This is a genomic window from Mesoterricola silvestris (assembly GCF_030295405.1).
GTDB lineage: Bacteria > Acidobacteriota > Holophagae > Holophagales > Holophagaceae > Mesoterricola > Mesoterricola silvestris.
The window spans coordinates 3,758,505-3,775,024 of the sequence record NZ_AP027080.1; the positions used below are offsets into that span (position 1 = coordinate 3,758,505).

General features: G+C 68.4%; 15 protein-coding genes. 7 read left to right on the plus strand and 8 right to left on the minus strand.

Features of this window, described 5'->3' with window-relative positions; all coding sequences use genetic code 11:
• Positions 1–57: 57 nt before the first annotated feature.
• Positions 58–1,362, plus strand: coding sequence for a hypothetical protein (locus tag R2J76_RS16240; RefSeq protein WP_316412685.1), 1,305 nt, complete (start codon positions 58–60; stop codon positions 1,360–1,362).
• 28 nt (positions 1,363–1,390) lie between these two features.
• Positions 1,391–1,984, plus strand: coding sequence for a hypothetical protein (locus R2J76_RS16245; RefSeq protein WP_316412686.1), 594 nt, complete (start codon positions 1,391–1,393; stop codon positions 1,982–1,984).
• A 340-nt stretch (positions 1,985–2,324) separates the two neighbouring features.
• On the opposite strand, the gene R2J76_RS16250 is transcribed toward R2J76_RS16245, so the two are convergent.
• From R2J76_RS16250 to R2J76_RS16270, 5 genes are all read right to left on the minus strand, one after another.
• Positions 2,325–2,627, minus strand: a complete 303-nt coding sequence (locus R2J76_RS16250) for a type II toxin-antitoxin system RelE/ParE family toxin (protein ID WP_316415899.1) — start codon at positions 2,625–2,627, stop codon at positions 2,325–2,327.
• Between the two features lie 2 nt (positions 2,628–2,629).
• A complete protein-coding gene (locus R2J76_RS16255) occupies positions 2,630–2,890 on the minus strand; it encodes a type II toxin-antitoxin system Phd/YefM family antitoxin (RefSeq protein ID WP_316412687.1) in 261 nt (86 codons plus the stop codon).
• 183 nt (positions 2,891–3,073) lie between these two features.
• A complete protein-coding gene (locus R2J76_RS16260) occupies positions 3,074–4,219 on the minus strand; it encodes a cysteine desulfurase family protein (protein WP_316412688.1) in 1,146 nt (381 codons plus the stop codon).
• A gap of 24 nt (positions 4,220–4,243) precedes the next feature.
• Positions 4,244–5,917: a glycosyltransferase family 39 protein gene (locus R2J76_RS16265; RefSeq protein WP_316412689.1), complete on the minus strand. Its 1,674-nt coding sequence runs from the start codon at positions 5,915–5,917 to the stop codon at positions 4,244–4,246.
• Complete coding sequence (locus R2J76_RS16270; RefSeq protein WP_316412690.1) at positions 5,914–6,966, minus strand: bifunctional UDP-4-keto-pentose/UDP-xylose synthase; 1,053 nt, start codon at positions 6,964–6,966, stop codon at positions 5,914–5,916. The genes R2J76_RS16265 and R2J76_RS16270 overlap by 4 nt, the downstream gene beginning before the upstream one ends.
• 54 nt (positions 6,967–7,020) lie before the next feature.
• Between R2J76_RS16270 and R2J76_RS16275 the strand changes: the two genes are divergently transcribed.
• Both R2J76_RS16275 and uraA read left to right on the plus strand, forming a co-directional pair.
• Positions 7,021–7,725, plus strand: coding sequence for a 16S rRNA (uracil(1498)-N(3))-methyltransferase (locus R2J76_RS16275; RefSeq protein ID WP_316412691.1), 705 nt, complete (start codon positions 7,021–7,023; stop codon positions 7,723–7,725).
• A 60-nt stretch (positions 7,726–7,785) separates the two neighbouring features.
• Positions 7,786–9,087, plus strand: a complete 1,302-nt coding sequence (gene uraA / locus R2J76_RS16280) for a uracil permease (RefSeq protein WP_316412692.1) — start codon at positions 7,786–7,788, stop codon at positions 9,085–9,087.
• 13 nt (positions 9,088–9,100) lie between these two features.
• Here the strand turns inward: uraA and R2J76_RS16285 are convergent, their stop codons facing one another.
• A complete protein-coding gene (locus R2J76_RS16285; RefSeq protein WP_316412693.1) occupies positions 9,101–10,693 on the minus strand; it encodes an immunoglobulin domain-containing protein in 1,593 nt (530 codons plus the stop codon).
• A gap of 276 nt (positions 10,694–10,969) precedes the next feature.
• Here R2J76_RS16285 and R2J76_RS16290 point away from each other — a divergent pair, with 276 nt between their 5' ends.
• The 3 genes from R2J76_RS16290 (at position 10,970) to R2J76_RS16300 (ending at position 15,166) form a co-directional block, all read left to right on the plus strand.
• Positions 10,970–12,295, plus strand: a complete 1,326-nt coding sequence (locus R2J76_RS16290; RefSeq protein ID WP_316412694.1) for a hypothetical protein — start codon at positions 10,970–10,972, stop codon at positions 12,293–12,295.
• Between the two features lie 14 nt (positions 12,296–12,309).
• Positions 12,310–13,545, plus strand: coding sequence for a hypothetical protein (locus tag R2J76_RS16295; protein ID WP_316412695.1), 1,236 nt, complete (start codon positions 12,310–12,312; stop codon positions 13,543–13,545).
• Between the two features lie 64 nt (positions 13,546–13,609).
• Positions 13,610–15,166 carry a type II secretion system protein GspD gene (locus R2J76_RS16300; protein ID WP_316412696.1) on the plus strand — a complete coding sequence of 519 codons (1,557 nt, stop codon included), beginning with the start codon at positions 13,610–13,612 and terminating at the stop codon, positions 15,164–15,166.
• On the opposite strand, the gene R2J76_RS16305 is transcribed toward R2J76_RS16300, so the two are convergent.
• Both R2J76_RS16305 and R2J76_RS16310 read right to left on the minus strand, forming a co-directional pair.
• Positions 15,158–15,640, minus strand: coding sequence for a hypothetical protein (locus R2J76_RS16305; RefSeq protein ID WP_316412697.1), 483 nt, complete (start codon positions 15,638–15,640; stop codon positions 15,158–15,160). The genes R2J76_RS16300 and R2J76_RS16305 overlap by 9 nt on opposite strands.
• Before the next feature lie 17 nt (positions 15,641–15,657).
• Positions 15,658–16,485, minus strand: a complete 828-nt coding sequence (locus tag R2J76_RS16310) for a helix-turn-helix domain-containing protein (RefSeq protein WP_316412698.1) — start codon at positions 16,483–16,485, stop codon at positions 15,658–15,660.
• Between the last annotated feature and the right edge of the window lie 35 nt (positions 16,486–16,520).

A 16,520-nucleotide genomic window follows, 5' to 3' on the forward strand; every position in this document is an offset into this window, starting at 1 on the left:
GCATCGAGGCCGCCGGCCCGGGGCCTTTCCAGGCCGAGGCCTGCTGAGGAGGTTCCCATGCCCCTTCCGGTTGGGATCATCATCTCGGACATCCATCTCGGGGACCCCAGGGGGGTCGTCCCCGACCCGCCCATGGCGGGATGCGCGACCCTGAACGGGGTCTCGGTCCGCCAGGGCTGGGTGGACTGGATGGACCGCGTGGACCAGCAGCTCGCCGCCCAGGGTGAGGGGGCCCGCATCCCGTACCTCGTGCTCAACGGCGATTTCTGGGATATCGCCATCCGCAACGTGGATGAGGCCGCGGCCCTGTCCCTGGACTTCTTCCGGGCCGTGGAGGTGGAGAAGCGCTTCTCCTCGATCCTGTTCCTGCCGGGGAACCACGACCACTACCTCTGGAGCCTGGTCCAGATCGAGACGTCCATCCTCCGCCCCCTGGAGAACCTGCGCCAGCAAGGGACCGGGACCCAGACGAGCGGCGTCTGGAAACTGCCCCATTCCCAGTGCGCCACCCTGGACTTCCGCAAACCGGGCGGCCCCGAGCTGTCCCTCTGGAGGGTGAAGCCGCCCTACGTGGGCAATGTGTTCGCGGGGGGGCTCACCGGCGGCCGGATTCCCGTGAATGTGGCCTACCCCAACCTGCACCTCCTCCGGCCCAGCGGCGGCGCGTGCGTCGTCACCCACGGCCATTTCTTCCAGCAGGCCTGGACCCTCATCAGCGATCTGCTCCGCTCCTCCCTCGGGCCCCACATTCCCGGCGGCATGGATCTCTACTGCCTGGAGCTCCTGGATGCGGGGCTGACGGATTTCATCAACTACTCCCTGGGGCAGGTGGGCCCGCTCAGTTCCGTCGTCCAGGGCATCTACGATCAGGTGCGCATGGGGAAGGAACCCCCCGAAATCGCCAAGATCCTGAGCGCCCTGAGGAAGGTGCTGGATGACGCGGTCTCCTTCACGGACGAGCCCTGGTGGAAGGCCGGGCCCCTGGAGTGGGGCAGCGACCGGTTCATCGATTTCGAGCTCCTGGTGGCCCGGAAGCTCCTGGAGTCGGCCATCAAACGGGCGGGTGGGGGCAACGTGCTGCCCAAGGGCCGCAATGTCACGAATTTCCTGAAGGACCCGGAGAATTGTGCCAAGATCGCCGATTACCTGGACTGCACCCAGCGGGACCCGTCCGTCCAGGGCGTCCGCTTCGACGAGATGGTGTTCGGCCACACCCATGAAACCATTTCCGGCGACGTGCTCACCCTGGACGGTGGCCGGACCCTGAAGTGCTGGAACACGGGCAGCCTGGTTTCCCAGAGCGACCGGACCGACTTCATGCCCCTGGCCATCGACGCGGCGGGCCTCATCAGCCCCTTCTGAATCCGGAACCCAGCGGGAGGAACGGACCATGAACACCGATTCCGTGAAGGACGTGACCACCTTCGCCCTGGAGGGCCTGGCCCTCAGGACGGGCGATCTGATCTGCACCACCGACGGGGAAGGCCCCGGCGAAAAGGGCCAGTTCTGGTGGCTCCTGGGCCGGCTCATCCCCGGCGACGTGGACCATATCGTCATCTACGTGGGCCCGGGCGGCCGATGCGTGGAGGCGGCGGCCAAAGGAAGCGTGGTCGCCTTCGAACTATCCGGCCCCACCTGGGATGCCCCGGCCATGTTCGACCAGCGGGGCGTCCGGGACCTGCTGTACGGCATCGGGGACCCGGTGGCCGGTCGCGGCCTGGACTCCGAGGACCCGATCCGCCTGGCGGCCGCGAACTACTGCCTGGACCAGGCCCGGCAAGCCAAGCCCTACAACCTGAACTTCCTGGATTCCGGGACGGACAAGGCCTTCTACTGCAGCCAACTCGCCTACAAGGCCTACCTGCCGCTGGGGATCGACCTGAACTCCGGGGTCGGGGTGCCGTCCATTCCCGGGACGGGGTCCATCATCTTTCCGCAGGAAGTTTGGAATGCCTGCAGGGTGAAGCGGAGGGCGAAACCCTGATAGAACCAGGAAATCTGCCCACGCGCTGGCTCCTAACCGAGCGTTCGAGGTCGGCCCCCAACCGGCCTTTCTCCCCTTGGATGTGGTGACAAAACCGCCTATCTTCGCCGGGGACCCGTAGGCCTCATCTCCTTCATCCCAGACATCACTGTTCATCCCTGTTCCGCAGGGCCAAGGCTTGGATGGGTCGGCGAATGTGGGTAATGCGCGCGCCGACCCGACCCATCGCGGGCCCTGCGTAACAGGGATGAACAGTGATGCCTGGGATGAACAGGGATGGGTTTCGGTGCCCTTTGCGGGTAGCGCTTTACCAGCTCGATAGCATCCAGGGCAACCCAGGTCAGCATTCCGGGTCGAATGGGAACGTGCCCGGGCCAATCGCTTCCTCCTGCCGGTGGACATAGGTTATTGCCAAGGATGTACCGTGGTCCTCGTAGAGGATCCGCAACGGCCGAACGAGGATCTCGCGATAGAATCCGGGTCCAAATTCAGGCACCCAGCGGCCCCTTTCAGGATGTTCCAGAAGCCGCCTGAGGCTTGCATCCACCTTTCTTCGCAGGGCTCGGGCGGCGTCGGGATTGAAGGCGCCGATGTGATCCAGGCGCTCGGCGAATTGCTCGGCGGCCGGCTCCGTCCAGACCACCTTCAATCCCATTTCCGGGTCCTGGCCATGACGTCCTCGTGGCTCAAGGTTCGCCCTTCCGCAAGGGCCCTCTGCCCGTTGATGATGCCTTCCAGCAGCGCAATCTTTCGCTCCTGCATCCGGTAGGTGGCCACATCCATGAGAATGGCGGCCTCCCGGCCGTGTTCCGTTATCAACAAGGGCTCCTGCGCCTGCTGAAGAGCCTCTATGATCTCCGTGGCTTTGCGCTTGATGTCGGTCACCGGCACGAGCTTGGGTAGCATGGTTGAGGCCCTCTCCTGGACACCTTGTATCAAAATTGTAGTCTTTTGATGATACATGTCCACCTCTGCCCAGGGGGCCGCATTCGCGCGACCTGCCCCGCAACCGACGTCTCGTGTCCATCCCGGCGGAGCCGCTCGCCAAGGGCGCGGTGGCCATGCACCCCCGGCGCGCGTTGACCGGAATCAGGCCTGGCGCCGCGCCAGCCCCCCCTGCCCCCGCAGGCCCTCCAGGATTCCCGGCAGGACGGCTTCCACCCGGGCCACCTCCGCCTCCGTGGTGTAGCGGCTCAGGGAGAACCGCACGGCGCCCAGCGCGTCGGGAGCCCCCATGGCCCGGAGCACGTGGCTGGCCTCCTTCTGGCCGGTGGTGCAGGCGCTGCCGGTGGAGACGCAGATGCCGGCCTCGTCCAGGCGCAGGAGGACGGCCTCGCCCTCCACGTCCGCGAAGCTGATCATGGAGGTGTTGGGCACGCGGGGCGCCTGGGCGCCGTGCACGGTGGATCCGGGGATGTGGTCCAGGATGAAGGCCTCCAGGCGGTCCCGCAGGGGGCCCACCCGGGAATCCCCGGCCAGATGGGTGCGGGCCAGGTCCGCGGCCACGCCCAGGCCCACGAGGCCGGGCACGTTCTCGGTGCCGCCGCGCCGGCCTCGCTCCTGGCCGCCGCCGATCATGAAGGGGCGCAGGCGCAGGCCCCGCCTCAGGAAGAGGCCGCCCACACCCTTGGGGCCGTGGAACTTGTGGCCGCTGAAGTTGAAGAGGTCCGCGGGGATCCGGGCCAGGTCCACGGGCACCTTGCCCAGGGCCTGGGTGCCGTCCACGTGGAAGAGGATGCCCCGGGCCTTCACGAGGCCGCCGATCTCCTCCAGGGTGAAGCGCACGCCGGTCTCGTTGTTGGCGGCCATGACCGAGACCATCGCGGTGTCGGGGGTGAGGGCCGCCTCCAGGGCGGCCAGGTCCAGGCGGCCCTGGGCGTCCACGCCCAGGATCGTCACCTGGGCGCCCTGCCTGCGCAGCCAGTCCACGCAGGCCAGCACGGCGCTGTGCTCCACGGCGGTGGTGACGAAGTGGCGCTTGGCCGGAAGGGCCTCGAAGACGCCGCGGAAGGCGTGGTTGATGCCCTCCGTGCCGCCGCTGTTGAAGACCAGTTCGGCCGGGGCGCAGCCCAGGAGGGCGGAAACCCGCTCCCGGGCCACCACCACCGCCCCCTCCGAGAGCCGGCCCAGGGTGTGGCCGCTCCCGGCGTTGCCGAACTGCTCCCCCAGGTAGGGCAGCATGGCCTCCAGGGCCTCGGGGGCGAGGCGGGTGGTGGCGTTGTTGTCAAGGTACACGGCGGCTTCCGGCATCCGCCTATGCTACCTCAGAACCGCCAGGAGGTTCTTGTCGGTGCGGGCCGTGACGGCGAAGGCGGCCTTCTGGTCCTCGGGCAGGTCGCGCCAGGCCCAGCGGTCGATGAGGGCCGCCACGGGGCGGGAGGGGTCCTCGGCCCGCAGGCGCCGGGCCATGGGGAGCAGCTGGTCCAGGTCCTCCTGGAACCACCGGCCGCGGGTGGCGGGGTCCAGGTGATCCCTGCCGTAGGCCAGTTCGCCGGTGCCCGCCACCACCACCACCCGCTCCCCGGTGAGGAAGGGCAGGATCTGGTAGTAGTCGCCGCAGCTGATCCATTGGGCGCCGGCGGGGGCCTTGCGGATGAGGGCGCTGGCGTCCTTGGTGGGGGGGGCCACCCGGGAGGCGGAGAAGGTGAGCAGCAGCAGGGCCGCCCCCAGCCCCGCCATGAACCGGGGCCCCGTGAGGCCCCGGGGGCGCATCCCCCAGAAGCCCATGCCCAGGAAGGCCAGGCCCAGGGCCAGGACCCACCCGGGGCCCGTGAGGTCCTTGATGATGAACGGCGCGGCCAGGAACAGGAGGCCCAGCACCAGGAGCTCCCGGCCGGCCCGGGCCAGGGCGGTCCATTCCTCCCCTTCCTTCTCCAGGGCGCAGGCCAGGGCGAGGAGGGGGACGATGGCGGGGTGGATGTAGGGGGGCAGCTTGGAGCCCGAAAGGCTGTAGAAGGCCAGGGGCACCGCGGCGCCCAGGATGGTGGCGGCCACGGTCCACCGGTGCAGGGGCGCCCCTTCGGACACGGGGCCGGAGGCCCGGCGCAGGAAGGCCAGGCCCCGGCGCAGGCCCGCAACACAGGCGCTCAGCCAGGGCAGGACGCCCACCGCCAGGAAAGCGGTGAAGTAGAACTTGTCCAGGATGGGGTTCTTGGAGCCGGCCCGGTCGTGCACGTGGCTGGTGTACCGGGCGAAGTGCTCGTGGATGAAGAAGAAGTTCGCGTGGCCGGGGTTGGCCCGCTCCACCAGGAGGAACCAGGGGGCGGCGAGGGCCGCGAAGAGGAGCCAGCCCAGGGGGTCCACCAGGGTCCGCACCAGGGCGCTTCGCATGCGGGGCGCGGACCAGGCGAAAGGCAGGGAGCACAGGAGGGTCGTGCCCACCAGCACCGGCGCGGCCAGGCCCTTGGTGAGCATGGCCAGGGCCAGGGCGCCGAAGGCCAGGAGGGTCCACCCGGTGGCGGGCCTCGCCTCGAACCGCGCCGCCACCGCCTCGATGCCGGCCACCAGGGCCAGCACCTGGAAGGCGGAGAACAGCGCGTCCAGGGTGAGCACCTGGGCGCACACGTAGGCCAGGATGGCGGTGGCGGCCATGAAGGCCGCCCAGGTGCCCTGGCGCGCCCCCAGGCGCGTGGCCAGCTTCCAGGCGCACCACAGGGTGATGAGGGTGGCCAGGGCCAGGGGCAGGCGCGCCGCGAAGGCATGCAGGCCGAAGGCCTTCATGGACACCGCGGAGAGCCAGTACTGGAGGGGCGGCTTCTCGAAGTAGAGGACGTGGTTGAGCCGGGGCGTGAGCCAGTCCGCGCTGGCCAGCATCTCCCGGGGGATCTCGGCGTAGCGCGCCTCGTCAGGTTCCCACAGGGGGCGCATGAAGAGCGGGATCAGCCCCAGGAAGAGCCAGATCCAGAGAAGGGTGCCCCGTTCCTTTTTCGTCAACCCTCGGTCTCCACGATCTTCTCCATGGCCTTGTGCTCCTCCACGAAGAAGTCGATGGCCTTGCGCAGGGCCTCCTTGATGCCGATCTTCGGGTCGAAGCCGAAGGTCTCGCGCATGCGCCGGATGCTGGGGGTGCGCACCAGGACGTCCTGGTAGCCCTTGCCGTAGAAGGCGCCGCTGGTCTCCTGCACGATCTGCGAGAGGGGGATGTTGCGCTCCAGGCGGAAGGGATGGTCCTTCCAGATCTCCAGCATGCGCTCGGCGATGTCCTGGACGCTGTGGTCATTGGCGGGGTTGCCGATGTTGAAGATCCTGCCGTCGGCCTTGCCGCCCTCGTTGCGCAGGATGCTCATGAGGCCGTCCATGGCGTCCTCCACGTCGCAGAAGCAGCGGCGCTGGGCGCCGCCGTCGACCAGCTTGAGGGGCTCGCCGTTGAAGAGGTTCCAGGCGAACTGGGTCACCAGGCGGCTGGAGCCCTCCTTGGCGGTGTTGAGGCTGTCGAGCTTGGGGCCCATCCAGTTGAAGGGGCGGAACAGGGTGAACTGGAGGTTGTCCCGGAAGCCGTAGCCCCAGATCACGCGGTCCAGGAGCTGCTTGGAGGTGGAGTAGATCCACCGCTGCATGGGGATGGGGCCCGTGACCAGGGCCGAGGTCTCCTCGTCGAACTCGGCGTCCGGGCACATGCCGTAGACCTCCGAGGTGCTGGGGAAGACGACCCGCTTCTTGTACTTGACGCACTGGCGCACGACGCGGAGGTTCTCCTCGAAGTCCAGCTCGAAGACCCGCAGGGGATCCGTGACGTAGACCTTGGGGGTGGCGATGGCCACCAGGGGCAGGACCACGTCGCAGTTCTTCACGTGGTACTCGATCCACTCCTTGCTGATGCTGATGTCGCCTTCGCGGTAGTGGAAGCGGGGGTTGCCCAGGTATTCGGAGACCTTGTGGTTCCCGAGATCCATGCCATAGACTTCCCAGGTGGTGTCCCGCAGGATGCGGCCCACGAGATGGGATCCGATGAAGCCGTTGACGCCGAGGATGAGAATTTTCACAATGAACTCCGTTCGCAAAAACAGTCCAGTCTATCAGGTCGGCCTGGGCCGGTCATGAACCTCGTGCTCCTCCGGGAGGAGGACTTCACCGCCCCGGGCCGGGCGCGCCTCACCGGGCGCCGCCAGCGCCACGTCCTGGAGGTCCACCGGGCGGAGGTGGGGGACGAGCTGGTGGTGGGCCTCCTGGGCGGTTCCGTGGGCCGCGGCCGGGTGACCTCCCTGGAGGACGGCCTCCACCTGGAGGTGGTCCTGGACCAGCCCCCGCCCCCCAAGCTCCCCCTGACCCTGGTGCTGGCCCTTCCCCGGCCCAAGGTCCTCAACCGCACCCTGGCGGCCGCCACGAGCCTCGGGGTGGCCAGCATCTACCTGGTGAACGCCTGGAAGGTGGAAAAAAGCTACTGGAAGAGCCCCCGCCTTTCCGAAGAGAACCTCCTGGAGCAGCGGATCCTGGGACTGGAGCAGGCCCGGGACACCGTCCTGCCCGCGCTGCACCTGCGCCGCCTCCTTCGGCCCTTCGCGGAGGAGGAGCTTGCCGGAATCGTCCAGGGGACCACCGCGCTCCTGGCGCATCCGGGCGTGCCCGGGCCCTGCCCCCGGGACGCCGGCGGCCCCGTGGTCCTGGTCATCGGCCCCGAGGGGGGCTTCATCCCCGCCGAAGTGGAGCTGCTCTCCCGGAGCGGATGCCGGCCCGTGAACCTCGGGGAGCGCATCCTCCGGGTGGAGACGGCGGTGGCCGCCCTCACGGGCCGCCTTTTCTGAGGGACCCGGCCGGGGTTCCGATGCCAAGATGGGAGTGAATCCATCCGACAGGGAGAACTCATGGCCACAGGCACGGGACCGCGCATCATCCAGGTGGAGGAGAAGCTCCCCTTCCTCGAAACGATCCCCTTGAGCCTCCAGCACCTCTTCGCCATGTTCGGGGCGACGGTGCTGGTGCCCTTCCTGCTCCACGTGGACCCCGCCACCTCCCTGCTCATGAACGGCGTGGGCACCCTGGTGTACCTGACGGTGACGCGGGGGAAGATCCCGGCCTACCTGGGATCGAGCTTCGCCTTCATCGCGCCGGTGCTGGCGGTGCTGGCCGTGCCGGCCCTGGGCGGCTACGCCGCGGCCCAGGGGGGCTTCATCGTCTTCGGCCTCTTCTTCATCCTGATCTCCTTCATCGTCCAGCAGGCCGGCACCCGCTGGCTGGAGGTGGTGTTCCCGCCCGCCGCCATGGGCGCCGTGGTGGCCATCATCGGCCTCGAACTGGCTCCCACCGCCGCGCAGATGGCCGGCCTCGTCCAGGGCCCCGCCACCTCCCCCCTGCCCCACGGGCTCAGCATGGTGGTCTCCCTCTCCACCCTGGCGGTGGTCATCCTGGTCTCGCTCTTCGCCCGGGGCTTCTTCAGCATCATCCCCGTGCTGGTGGGCGTCGTGGCCGGGTACGGCCTCTCCCTCTACCTGGGCCTTGTGGATATCGCCGCCATCCGCAGCGCGCCCTGGTTCGCCGTGCCCCACCTCTACCGGCCCGTGTTCAACCTCCAGGCGATCATGATGATCTTCCCGGCCTGCTTCGTGGTGCTCGCCGAGCACATCGGCCACCTGGTCGTCACCGGCAACATCGTGGACCGCGAACTCATGAAGGATCCCGGCCTCCACCGCTCCCTCCTGGGGGACGGCCTCTCCAACGTGCTTTCCGGCCTCACCGGCGCCACCCCCAACACCACCTATGGCGAGAACATCGGCGTCATGGCCATCACGCGCGTGTTCAGCGTGTGGGTCATCGGAGGCGCGGCCTGCATCGCCGTGGTCATCTCCTTCATCGGCAAGATCGGCGCGGTGATCCGCAGCATCCCCGCCCCGGTCATGGGCGGCGTGTGCCTCCTGCTCTTCGGCGTCATCGCCGCCGCCGGCATCCGCATGATCATCGAGAAGAAGGTGGACTACACCCGCCCCTCCAACCTGATCCTCACCGCCGTCACCTTCGTGGTGGGCATCAGCGGCGCGAAGATCACCCTGGGCCACGTGGCCCTGCAGGGCATGGCCCTGGCCACGGTGGTGGCCATCCTGCTGGGCCTGGTGGTGTGGGTCGGGGAGATGTGCGCCCCCGGCACCGCCGCGGCGGCCGAACCCGAGTAGCCGGAGGCCTCCGTCAGAAGGCCCTCCGCCGCAGGCCCATGGCCAGGTCGAGCTTGTAGATGCGGTACAGCAGGTCCTGCGCCGATCCCAACCTGCGGTTGGCCAGGATGGACTGGGCGATGTAGTAGTCGTTGTTGTCGAAGGCGGGCTCCTCCACCACGTCCGAGGCCAGGTTGTCCTGGAACACCTGGGTGGAAAGGGCCTTGGCGAAGGCGTCGGACTGCGGATCCTTGTCGTCGTACCGGTAGATGAAGACCGCCCCGCCCTTGCCCATGCCGGGCTCCCCCCCCGTGCCGCCCAGGGCGCGGTTGCCGGTGAAGGTGCACCCCAGGAAGCTCAGGTCCCCCCCCCGGAGGAAGACCGCCCCCCCCATGCCGCCTCCCGCGCCCCCCATGCCCCCGGTGACCCCGTCGCCGGGGACGCCGTCCCCGCCGAACACGCCCCCGGCGCCCCCGGCGGCGCCGGGCAGGAACAGGCCGCTGGCGCTGCCGCCGCTGCTGCCGCCGCCTCCGCCGAAGGCGCCTTCGCCGCCACCGCCCAGGGGGCCCACGCTGAATCCGCCGCCCCCGCCGTAGGTGGCGGAACCTCCTTCCAGGTCATCCGCCCACAGGGAGACCGGATCCTTCGGGAGGCCGCCCCGGGCGGCGCCGCCCCCGGCCCCGTCCCCGTCCACGGCCGGGCCGCCCCCCATGTCCGAGGTGCCCACGCCGTTCAGGTCGCCGTAGCCGCCCTTCCCCTTGAGCCACCCGCCGTCGGCGCCCGCGCCGCCCTGGCTTGGGCTGTCGCCGCCGACGCCGCCGCCCCCTCCGTTCTCGCCGTCGCCGCCGGGCGCGCTGTTCCCGCCGATGGCGCTGTTGGCCCTGAAGACCATGTGGCGCAGGGCGACCTTGCCGTCGTTGATGAACAGGCCGCCCCCCATGCCCGCGGCCCCGCCGCCTCCGCCCAGGGCGTCCCCGCCCTTGGCCAGGCCGTTGGCCACCGTGAACCCGTCCAGCACCACGTCCCCGCCGTCCACCGCGAAGGGGCGGTGGGCGCCGCCCCCGTCCACCGTGAGGGCCCCGCCCGCGGGGCCCAGGAGGGTGACCTTCGTCCGGATGGGGGGGAGGTCGTCCTTGAGATGGATGATCCACGGACGGTCCTCCGGCAGTCGGAACCGGATGCCCACGTCTCCCTTGAAGGCCTCGGCGGCGCGCAGCATTTCCCGGAGGGTGCCGGGCCCGTCGTCCTCCACGCTGGTGACGACCCAGGCATTGTCCACCGGCAACAGTTCGTAGGGTTTCGTGGTCACGACAAAGGGTCCCCCGGACACCCGCACCTGGTAGGATCCCCCGTCCAGCGGCGTCACCGGGTCCAGGAGGAGCGTCCGGCCCGCGGCGCCCGGGATCTCCTCCCCGTCCTTGAACCACTGGAAGGTGCGGTCGAAGGTTTCCTCGCCGGTATCCACCACCTTGACCTCCAGCAGCACCGCCGCCCCCGGTTTGGGCATGGCGTTCGCGGGACCCTCGAGGGTGACCTGGCTGAAGGTGGCGGGTGGGGCGGGCTTTCCGCCGCAGCCCACCAGGACGAGGAAAGCTAGGCCCGTGAGCCATGGGAAGGGTTTTGGCATGGTCACACCTGGATCAAGGCCCGGCAGGGGACGAGGAAATATATAATTTATTGTCATTTCATCATCGCACAAGACGCGATTCCACAAATTAATTCATACTTATCTTTATGCGTCCGCCCGGGGCCGGAATATTAACAATAATTCATTGACAGACCCGGCCGGATTCCTAGATTGAAGATCAACTTGCCGACCTCACCTGGGCAGTTGCTTCCATACCCCGTCCCGGGCCCTCCATGGGGTTCCAGGCCGCCCTTCACCCCATCCCCGGAGTACCCCATGATCCCCAAGGCCCTCACTCCGCTTGCCGCATGCCTGCTAATGGCCGGCGTCCAAGCCAACGCCCAGCTCAAACCGGCCACGCAGAATGCCGAGGATCAGATGAGCAAGCTGTACATGCAGGTTTCCAACCTCCTGTTCGGCCCCGCCAACCTGAAGAGCATGCTCGTGCTGCAGCGGCCCGGGACCCCGCTGCCCGACGATTTCGGGGAAATGTCCCAGGAGCAGCGGGTGATGCTCAACGAGATCGTGGACGTGGTGCCCATGGTCAACCCCAACTACGTGGCCAACGGCAACATGCGTTATTCGCAGATCTTCAAGGCCATCGCCCAGAACGCCCAGCCGACGGTGAAGATCACCCTCACCCCGGCGGAGGAGGCCGAATTGAAGGCCGCCCAGGATTATGTGAAAGACGTGGGCCATAGCAAATTGTACGAGGCAGGGCGGAACAAGTACTGGGAAGCCGTCGCGAAGGTCGAGGCCGCCTCCCAGAATGGCAAGGATGCCCCCTCCAGCCTGCGGGCTGTCATGGCCGCGGCCAAGCAGGATTGGGACACCCAGGGAGGCCGGGTGGATTATGAAAGGCGCGTGGGCACCATCCGCACGCTGGGCTCCAAGAGCGGCGAGGCCTACTGGACGGCCCTGAACCAGCGCCTGGACGCCGCGGCCACGGAAACCAACTACGGCACCTTTTTCTATCCCCAGCCCAAGGACTGGAAGAGCACCGACGGCTGGACGGAGGTCCGCTTCGACAACAACACGAAGGTGGACGAAAACCAGATGAGCCGGGAAGCCATCAAGGCCAGCGTCAAGGGCAAGCATTCCTGGTTCAGCATCGACGCGGCCTTCAGCAAGACGGACTTCAGCGCCAGCTCGCTCATGGACCACAAGGACCTGAAGATCTCGTTCAAGGTCAAGCGCGTGAACATCTACCGGACCTGGTTCGACGACCTCGTCCTGAAGAACGACGCCTGGATGCTCCCGGCCACGGTGTCCTTCAAGGCCATCTCCTACGGCAACCTGCTCTCGAATGCCCTCAAGCCCTGCGCCATGCCCCTCTACACCTCCGCCCTCCTTCTCGTGAAGGACCTCAAGCTCGAAACCGCCTTGAGCCAGGCGGAAATGAGCGAATACCAGCACAAGATGGACATCAAGGCCAAGATCGGCCTCGGGCCCTTCACCCTTTCGGGCAGCTACAGCAAGCACGAGTCCGGCGGCAAATCCCACTCGGCCTTCACGGCCACGGGCGTGAGCGCCCCCGATATCCAGATCCTGGGCCTGGTGGGCACGGCTCCCGACCGGTCTCCCGCCTCCACGGTCAAGTAGCCTCCCGGCCGGTCATGGAACGCCTTGCCCTCGTCCTTTTCGCCGCCACGCGGGTCCTCCTTGCGGACCCCGGAACGGCCCTGGTGGAGAAGGTCTACGCCAAACTGGCGGAATCCTTCTCCGCCGGAGAGGCCCTGGGCCAGACGGGGGATTACCTCCTCCTGGCCCACCCCGGCCTCACCATCACCGACGATTTCCTGAAGGATCCCTTCAACGTGGCGACCCTGGCCGACCAGGTCCCCCTGCCGGCCCGGTACTACGTCACCAGCGGACGCATGCTTTCCAGCACCTATCACACCATCCTCTCCTCGGCGGAGCTGTCCAACTACCTGGACCAGACCCTGAGGCAGAAGGCCCTGAACGCCCGCCGCCACATCTACGACAAGACCCACCCGGGCAAGCCCACGCCGGCCTATGCGGCGTACCTGGAACGCGAGGCCGCCCTGGCCTCGGCCAGGGACGCCCTGCGGCTGGCCTTGACCGAAAAGAAGACCACCGGCAAGGCCGTGAACCCCGCCCTCCAGGCGGCGGTGGACAAGGCCGCCCGGGACTTCGACGAGAAGGGCAACCGCAAGCTCATCGAGGACGCCGAAAAGGATCTGGCCACCTACTACAACGCCAACGTCAAGGCCCTGTTCGGCAGCCTCGTCACCGACATGGCCTCGTGGTCCAACTCCAGCCACGGCCAGGAATGGTTCAGCATCAAGTGCTCCCCGCCCGCCGAGGAGTGGCTCCTGGCGGACGGCTGGAATCCCTTCACCCTGACCCAGTCGGAGAAGAACCTGGCCCAGGGCAGGGCCGCCCTGCCCCTGGAAAGGACGGCGGGGGCGGCGTCGGCCCTGCCTCCGGACTTCCTCGGCTCGATCAGCGTGGCCATGGACACCAAGCGGGTGAACTTCCACCGGCCCTGGCTGGAAACCGGCATCTTCAACGGGTCCGGGTGGCGCCTCTGGAAGAGCAGCGGCTTCTCCATGGTCTCCACCGGCAACCCCGCGGACCGGGATCCCGGCATCATGCCGCTGATCGTCACCGGGATCCTGCTTTCCCGCAATCTGGTCCTCACCGGAGCCTGGTCCGGAGGCAGCCCCGGCCGCGTCAAGGCCCTGGGCCCCTTCTCCGTGGAGAGCGCCTCGGTATCCAGCGGCAAGCTCACCCTCAAGGCCAGCGGCGTCCAGATCATCGGTTTCTTCTGCAAGACCCTCCCCAGGTCCCCGAACCCCGATCCGACCAAGGATTTCCGGGCGCAGTGAGGTTTCGCGCCGCTTCGGCGGGAATCGGTTCCCGCCCGGGAATCCCCCCATTCCTGGACCCCCCATGCCCCGCAGAACGTCCACGCGCCTCATCCTCCAGGTCCTGGCCGCCGCCGTCGCCGCCGCGGCGGAGACGCCCGCGCAAGGGCCGGGCCCATTCAGCTTCAACCCGGCCCAGAATCCCCCCTTCGCGGTGGTGAACCCCAACGGCCCGCCCCCCGATGGCACCGTGACGGTGGCGCCGGGCCCGCGCTATACCCTGGACGCCGCCCACCAGGACGTGAGGGCCCTGATCAAGGCCCTTGCGAAAAAGAGCGGCAAGCCCATCAGCATACTCAACCTACCGCTCCAGCTCGTCACCGTGAGCTTCGAGAACCTGCCGTTCGACAAGGCTCTGGCCCATGTCCTCGCCGCGGGGGGCCTGGATTTCCGCATGGTGGATGGCGTCTGCGTGGTCGGCCAGTCCGTGGATCTCCGGCTGCAATACCCCCAGGCCACGGACGGGGAACTGGACGCCACCTACCGGTGCCGGCGGGTGGGCGCCGCCACCCTGGCTTCCACCCTCACCAACCTCCTGCCCGGGATCAGGGCCTTCCCCGGCCCCCTGTTCCTGTCGCCGGAACTCAAGGATTCGTCCGGCGCGGACACCCAGGGGGGACAGGTCAAGACCTTCGGCGCCACGGACACCTCGTACCGCACCCACGACGTGGTCATCTCCGGCCCCGCGGACCTGGTCCGCAGGGCCCTGACCCTGGCCCAGAAGTTCGACCGGTCCCGCAGGATGGTGCGGCTCAAGGTGAAGATCATCACCATCAACGAGAGCGCCAAGAAGAACCTGGGCGTGAACTGGATGGATGTCGTCAGCCTGGCCGCCACGGAGCGGCCCAACGTGGATGCCCTGGGCTTTCCCCTCAAGGAAGGCGGGAACGCGACCGGCGCCCTGGTGGACGGCATTCGCATGGGCAAGTTCGCCCACGCCCCGCTGACCATCAGCGCCACCCTCCACGTGCTGGAGCAGAAGGGCCTCGCCAAGACCCTCTCCAACCCCACCCTCATGATCCTCGACGGGGAACGCAGCTTCATCCTCGACGGCGAGAAGTACTACTACCCCGAATTCAAGAGCCGCGACCAGAACGGCCAGGCCATCTTCGGCGCGGCCGAGATGAAGATCGGCGTGTACCTCCAGGTCAGCGTCCAGGTGGGCACGGACAACGACATGATCCTGACCCTCTATCCGCAGGTCACCACCATCGCCGGGTATACCACCATCAACGGCGCCAACGTGCCCAATGTCTTCACCTCGGAGGAACAGACCACCGTGAGGGCCACCAGTGGCGAGGTCCTGGTGCTGGGGGGCCTGACCCGCGAGAGAACGGGCAGCGACCGCAACGGCCTTCCGTTCCTCTCCCGCATCCCGCTGCTGGGCCGGCTCTTCTCCAGCAGCACGAAGGAATCCGTCAAGTCGGAACTGATGATCATCCTCACGCCGGAATTGGTGGAGGAGCCGGCGCCGAAGACCGACATGATCTTCACCGCCTCGGATGCCCATGGGGCGCCACCCGCGCCGGCGGGGGCCGGGGAGCCCCCGGCGGCCTCAACCGACGGACGCCAGCTACCGTAGGTACCCGTAGAGGTTCAGGTCCATCGCGACGGACCCGCCCCCGGACTCCAGCTCCGTCAGCTCTCCCCGGACCTCGGCGCCCCCGGGCACCACGAGACCCGGGGAGAAACGCTTGCTCAGGACCTTGGTGGCGAGGTGGGATTCCAGGTGCCCGGTGACCCCCCCGAGGTTGAAGGAGGCGGGGCCCTGCTTCAGGATGAGGCTCAGGAGGGCGGAACGGGCGGATCGGGCCCCGCCGCCGTGCAGGGTGAAGGAGGCCTCGGTGATCACCAGGGTCCTTCCCGGCGGGACGCGGTACGTCTCGCCTTCCCGGGGGCCGGAGAACACGCCGTTCTCGCACAGGGACCAGGACATCATCCGCGGGGAATGGCGCACGGCCCTGCCCTGGACGAGGACCACCGACGGTTCGGCGCCGAAGGCGTGGGCCGCCAGGAAAGCCGTGGCCGCCGCAATCCTCAAGACCTTCAAATCCATTGGCATCACCTCAGTGTTCAGGTGCCGGAATCCCCCCGAAGGTTCACGCGTTTCGAGCGCCAGACCGAAGGCGAAAGCCCCGTCTCCCGGCGGAACATCCGCGCGAAGTAGGCCTGGGAGCTGAACCCCAGGGCCCGGGCCACGGCGCCGATGGTCAGGCGGGAGTCCTCGAGCATCCGGCAGGCCCGGTCGAGGCGCAGGAGGAGCCGGTACCGCTGGGGCGCCAGGCCCGTCTGGGCCCGGAAGCTGCGCCGGAACCACGAGTAGCTCACCCCCAGTTCCGAGGCCGCCGCCTCCAGGTTGAGGCGGTCCCCGGCGGGATCGGCCAGGATGCGGCGGGCGTCGTTCACGAGCCGGCCCTGGCGGCCCTCGCCCACGCCCTGGCGCCCGGCGATCTCCAGCCTGGCCAGGAGGTCCCCCAGCGCTCCGGCCATGAGCAGCCCCGCCCCCGCCGGGGGGTTGCGGGCCAGTTCCCGCAGCTTGACGATGCCCCCCAGGAGGCCCTCGTCGAACCCCGCCCGCACCACCCGGGGCGGGGTTCCGAAAAGGTCAAGCCCCGCCCAGCGCTCCATCCAGGCGCCGCCGAAATCCACGTGGTGGAGGGTGCAGCCCCTCCGGGCGTCGGGGACCAGGTCGCAGCCCTCCCGGCTGTCCAGGAGCACCACCTCCCCCGCCTCCACCCGCAGCCGGTGCCGCCCCAGCAGCGCCTCTCCGCGCACCAGGTAGAGCAGCCGCCACCCCGAGGGCGGCGCCCCCATGCCGCCCTCCACGGAACCCACGGCCGTGGCGTAGAGGCCCCAGGCCTGTTCGAGGGGGGTGGGGGTGAAGGTGGTCAGTTCGGGCATGGGCCGGGTCCTGTGTCAGAAAGTGCAAACAGTCT

Coding starts and splice junctions, on each gene's coding strand:
- R2J76_RS16290 (WP_316412694.1), top strand. CDS start 10,970: ATGATCCCCAAGGCCCTCACTCCGCTTGCCGCATGCCTGCTAATGGCC.
- R2J76_RS16300 (WP_316412696.1), top strand. CDS start 13,610: ATGCCCCGCAGAACGTCCACGCGCCTCATCCTCCAGGTCCTGGCCGCC.
- R2J76_RS16255 (WP_316412687.1), bottom strand. CDS start 2,890: ATGCTACCCAAGCTCGTGCCGGTGACCGACATCAAGCGCAAAGCCACG.
- R2J76_RS16305 (WP_316412697.1), bottom strand. CDS start 15,640: ATGGATTTGAAGGTCTTGAGGATTGCGGCGGCCACGGCTTTCCTGGCG.
- R2J76_RS16245 (WP_316412686.1), top strand. CDS start 1,391: ATGAACACCGATTCCGTGAAGGACGTGACCACCTTCGCCCTGGAGGGC.
- R2J76_RS16310 (WP_316412698.1), bottom strand. CDS start 16,485: ATGCCCGAACTGACCACCTTCACCCCCACCCCCCTCGAACAGGCCTGG.
- R2J76_RS16285 (WP_316412693.1), bottom strand. CDS start 10,693: ATGCCAAAACCCTTCCCATGGCTCACGGGCCTAGCTTTCCTCGTCCTG.
- R2J76_RS16275 (WP_316412691.1), top strand. CDS start 7,021: ATGAACCTCGTGCTCCTCCGGGAGGAGGACTTCACCGCCCCGGGCCGG.
- R2J76_RS16295 (WP_316412695.1), top strand. CDS start 12,310: ATGGAACGCCTTGCCCTCGTCCTTTTCGCCGCCACGCGGGTCCTCCTT.
- uraA (WP_316412692.1), top strand. CDS start 7,786: ATGGCCACAGGCACGGGACCGCGCATCATCCAGGTGGAGGAGAAGCTC.
- R2J76_RS16240 (WP_316412685.1), top strand. CDS start 58: ATGCCCCTTCCGGTTGGGATCATCATCTCGGACATCCATCTCGGGGAC.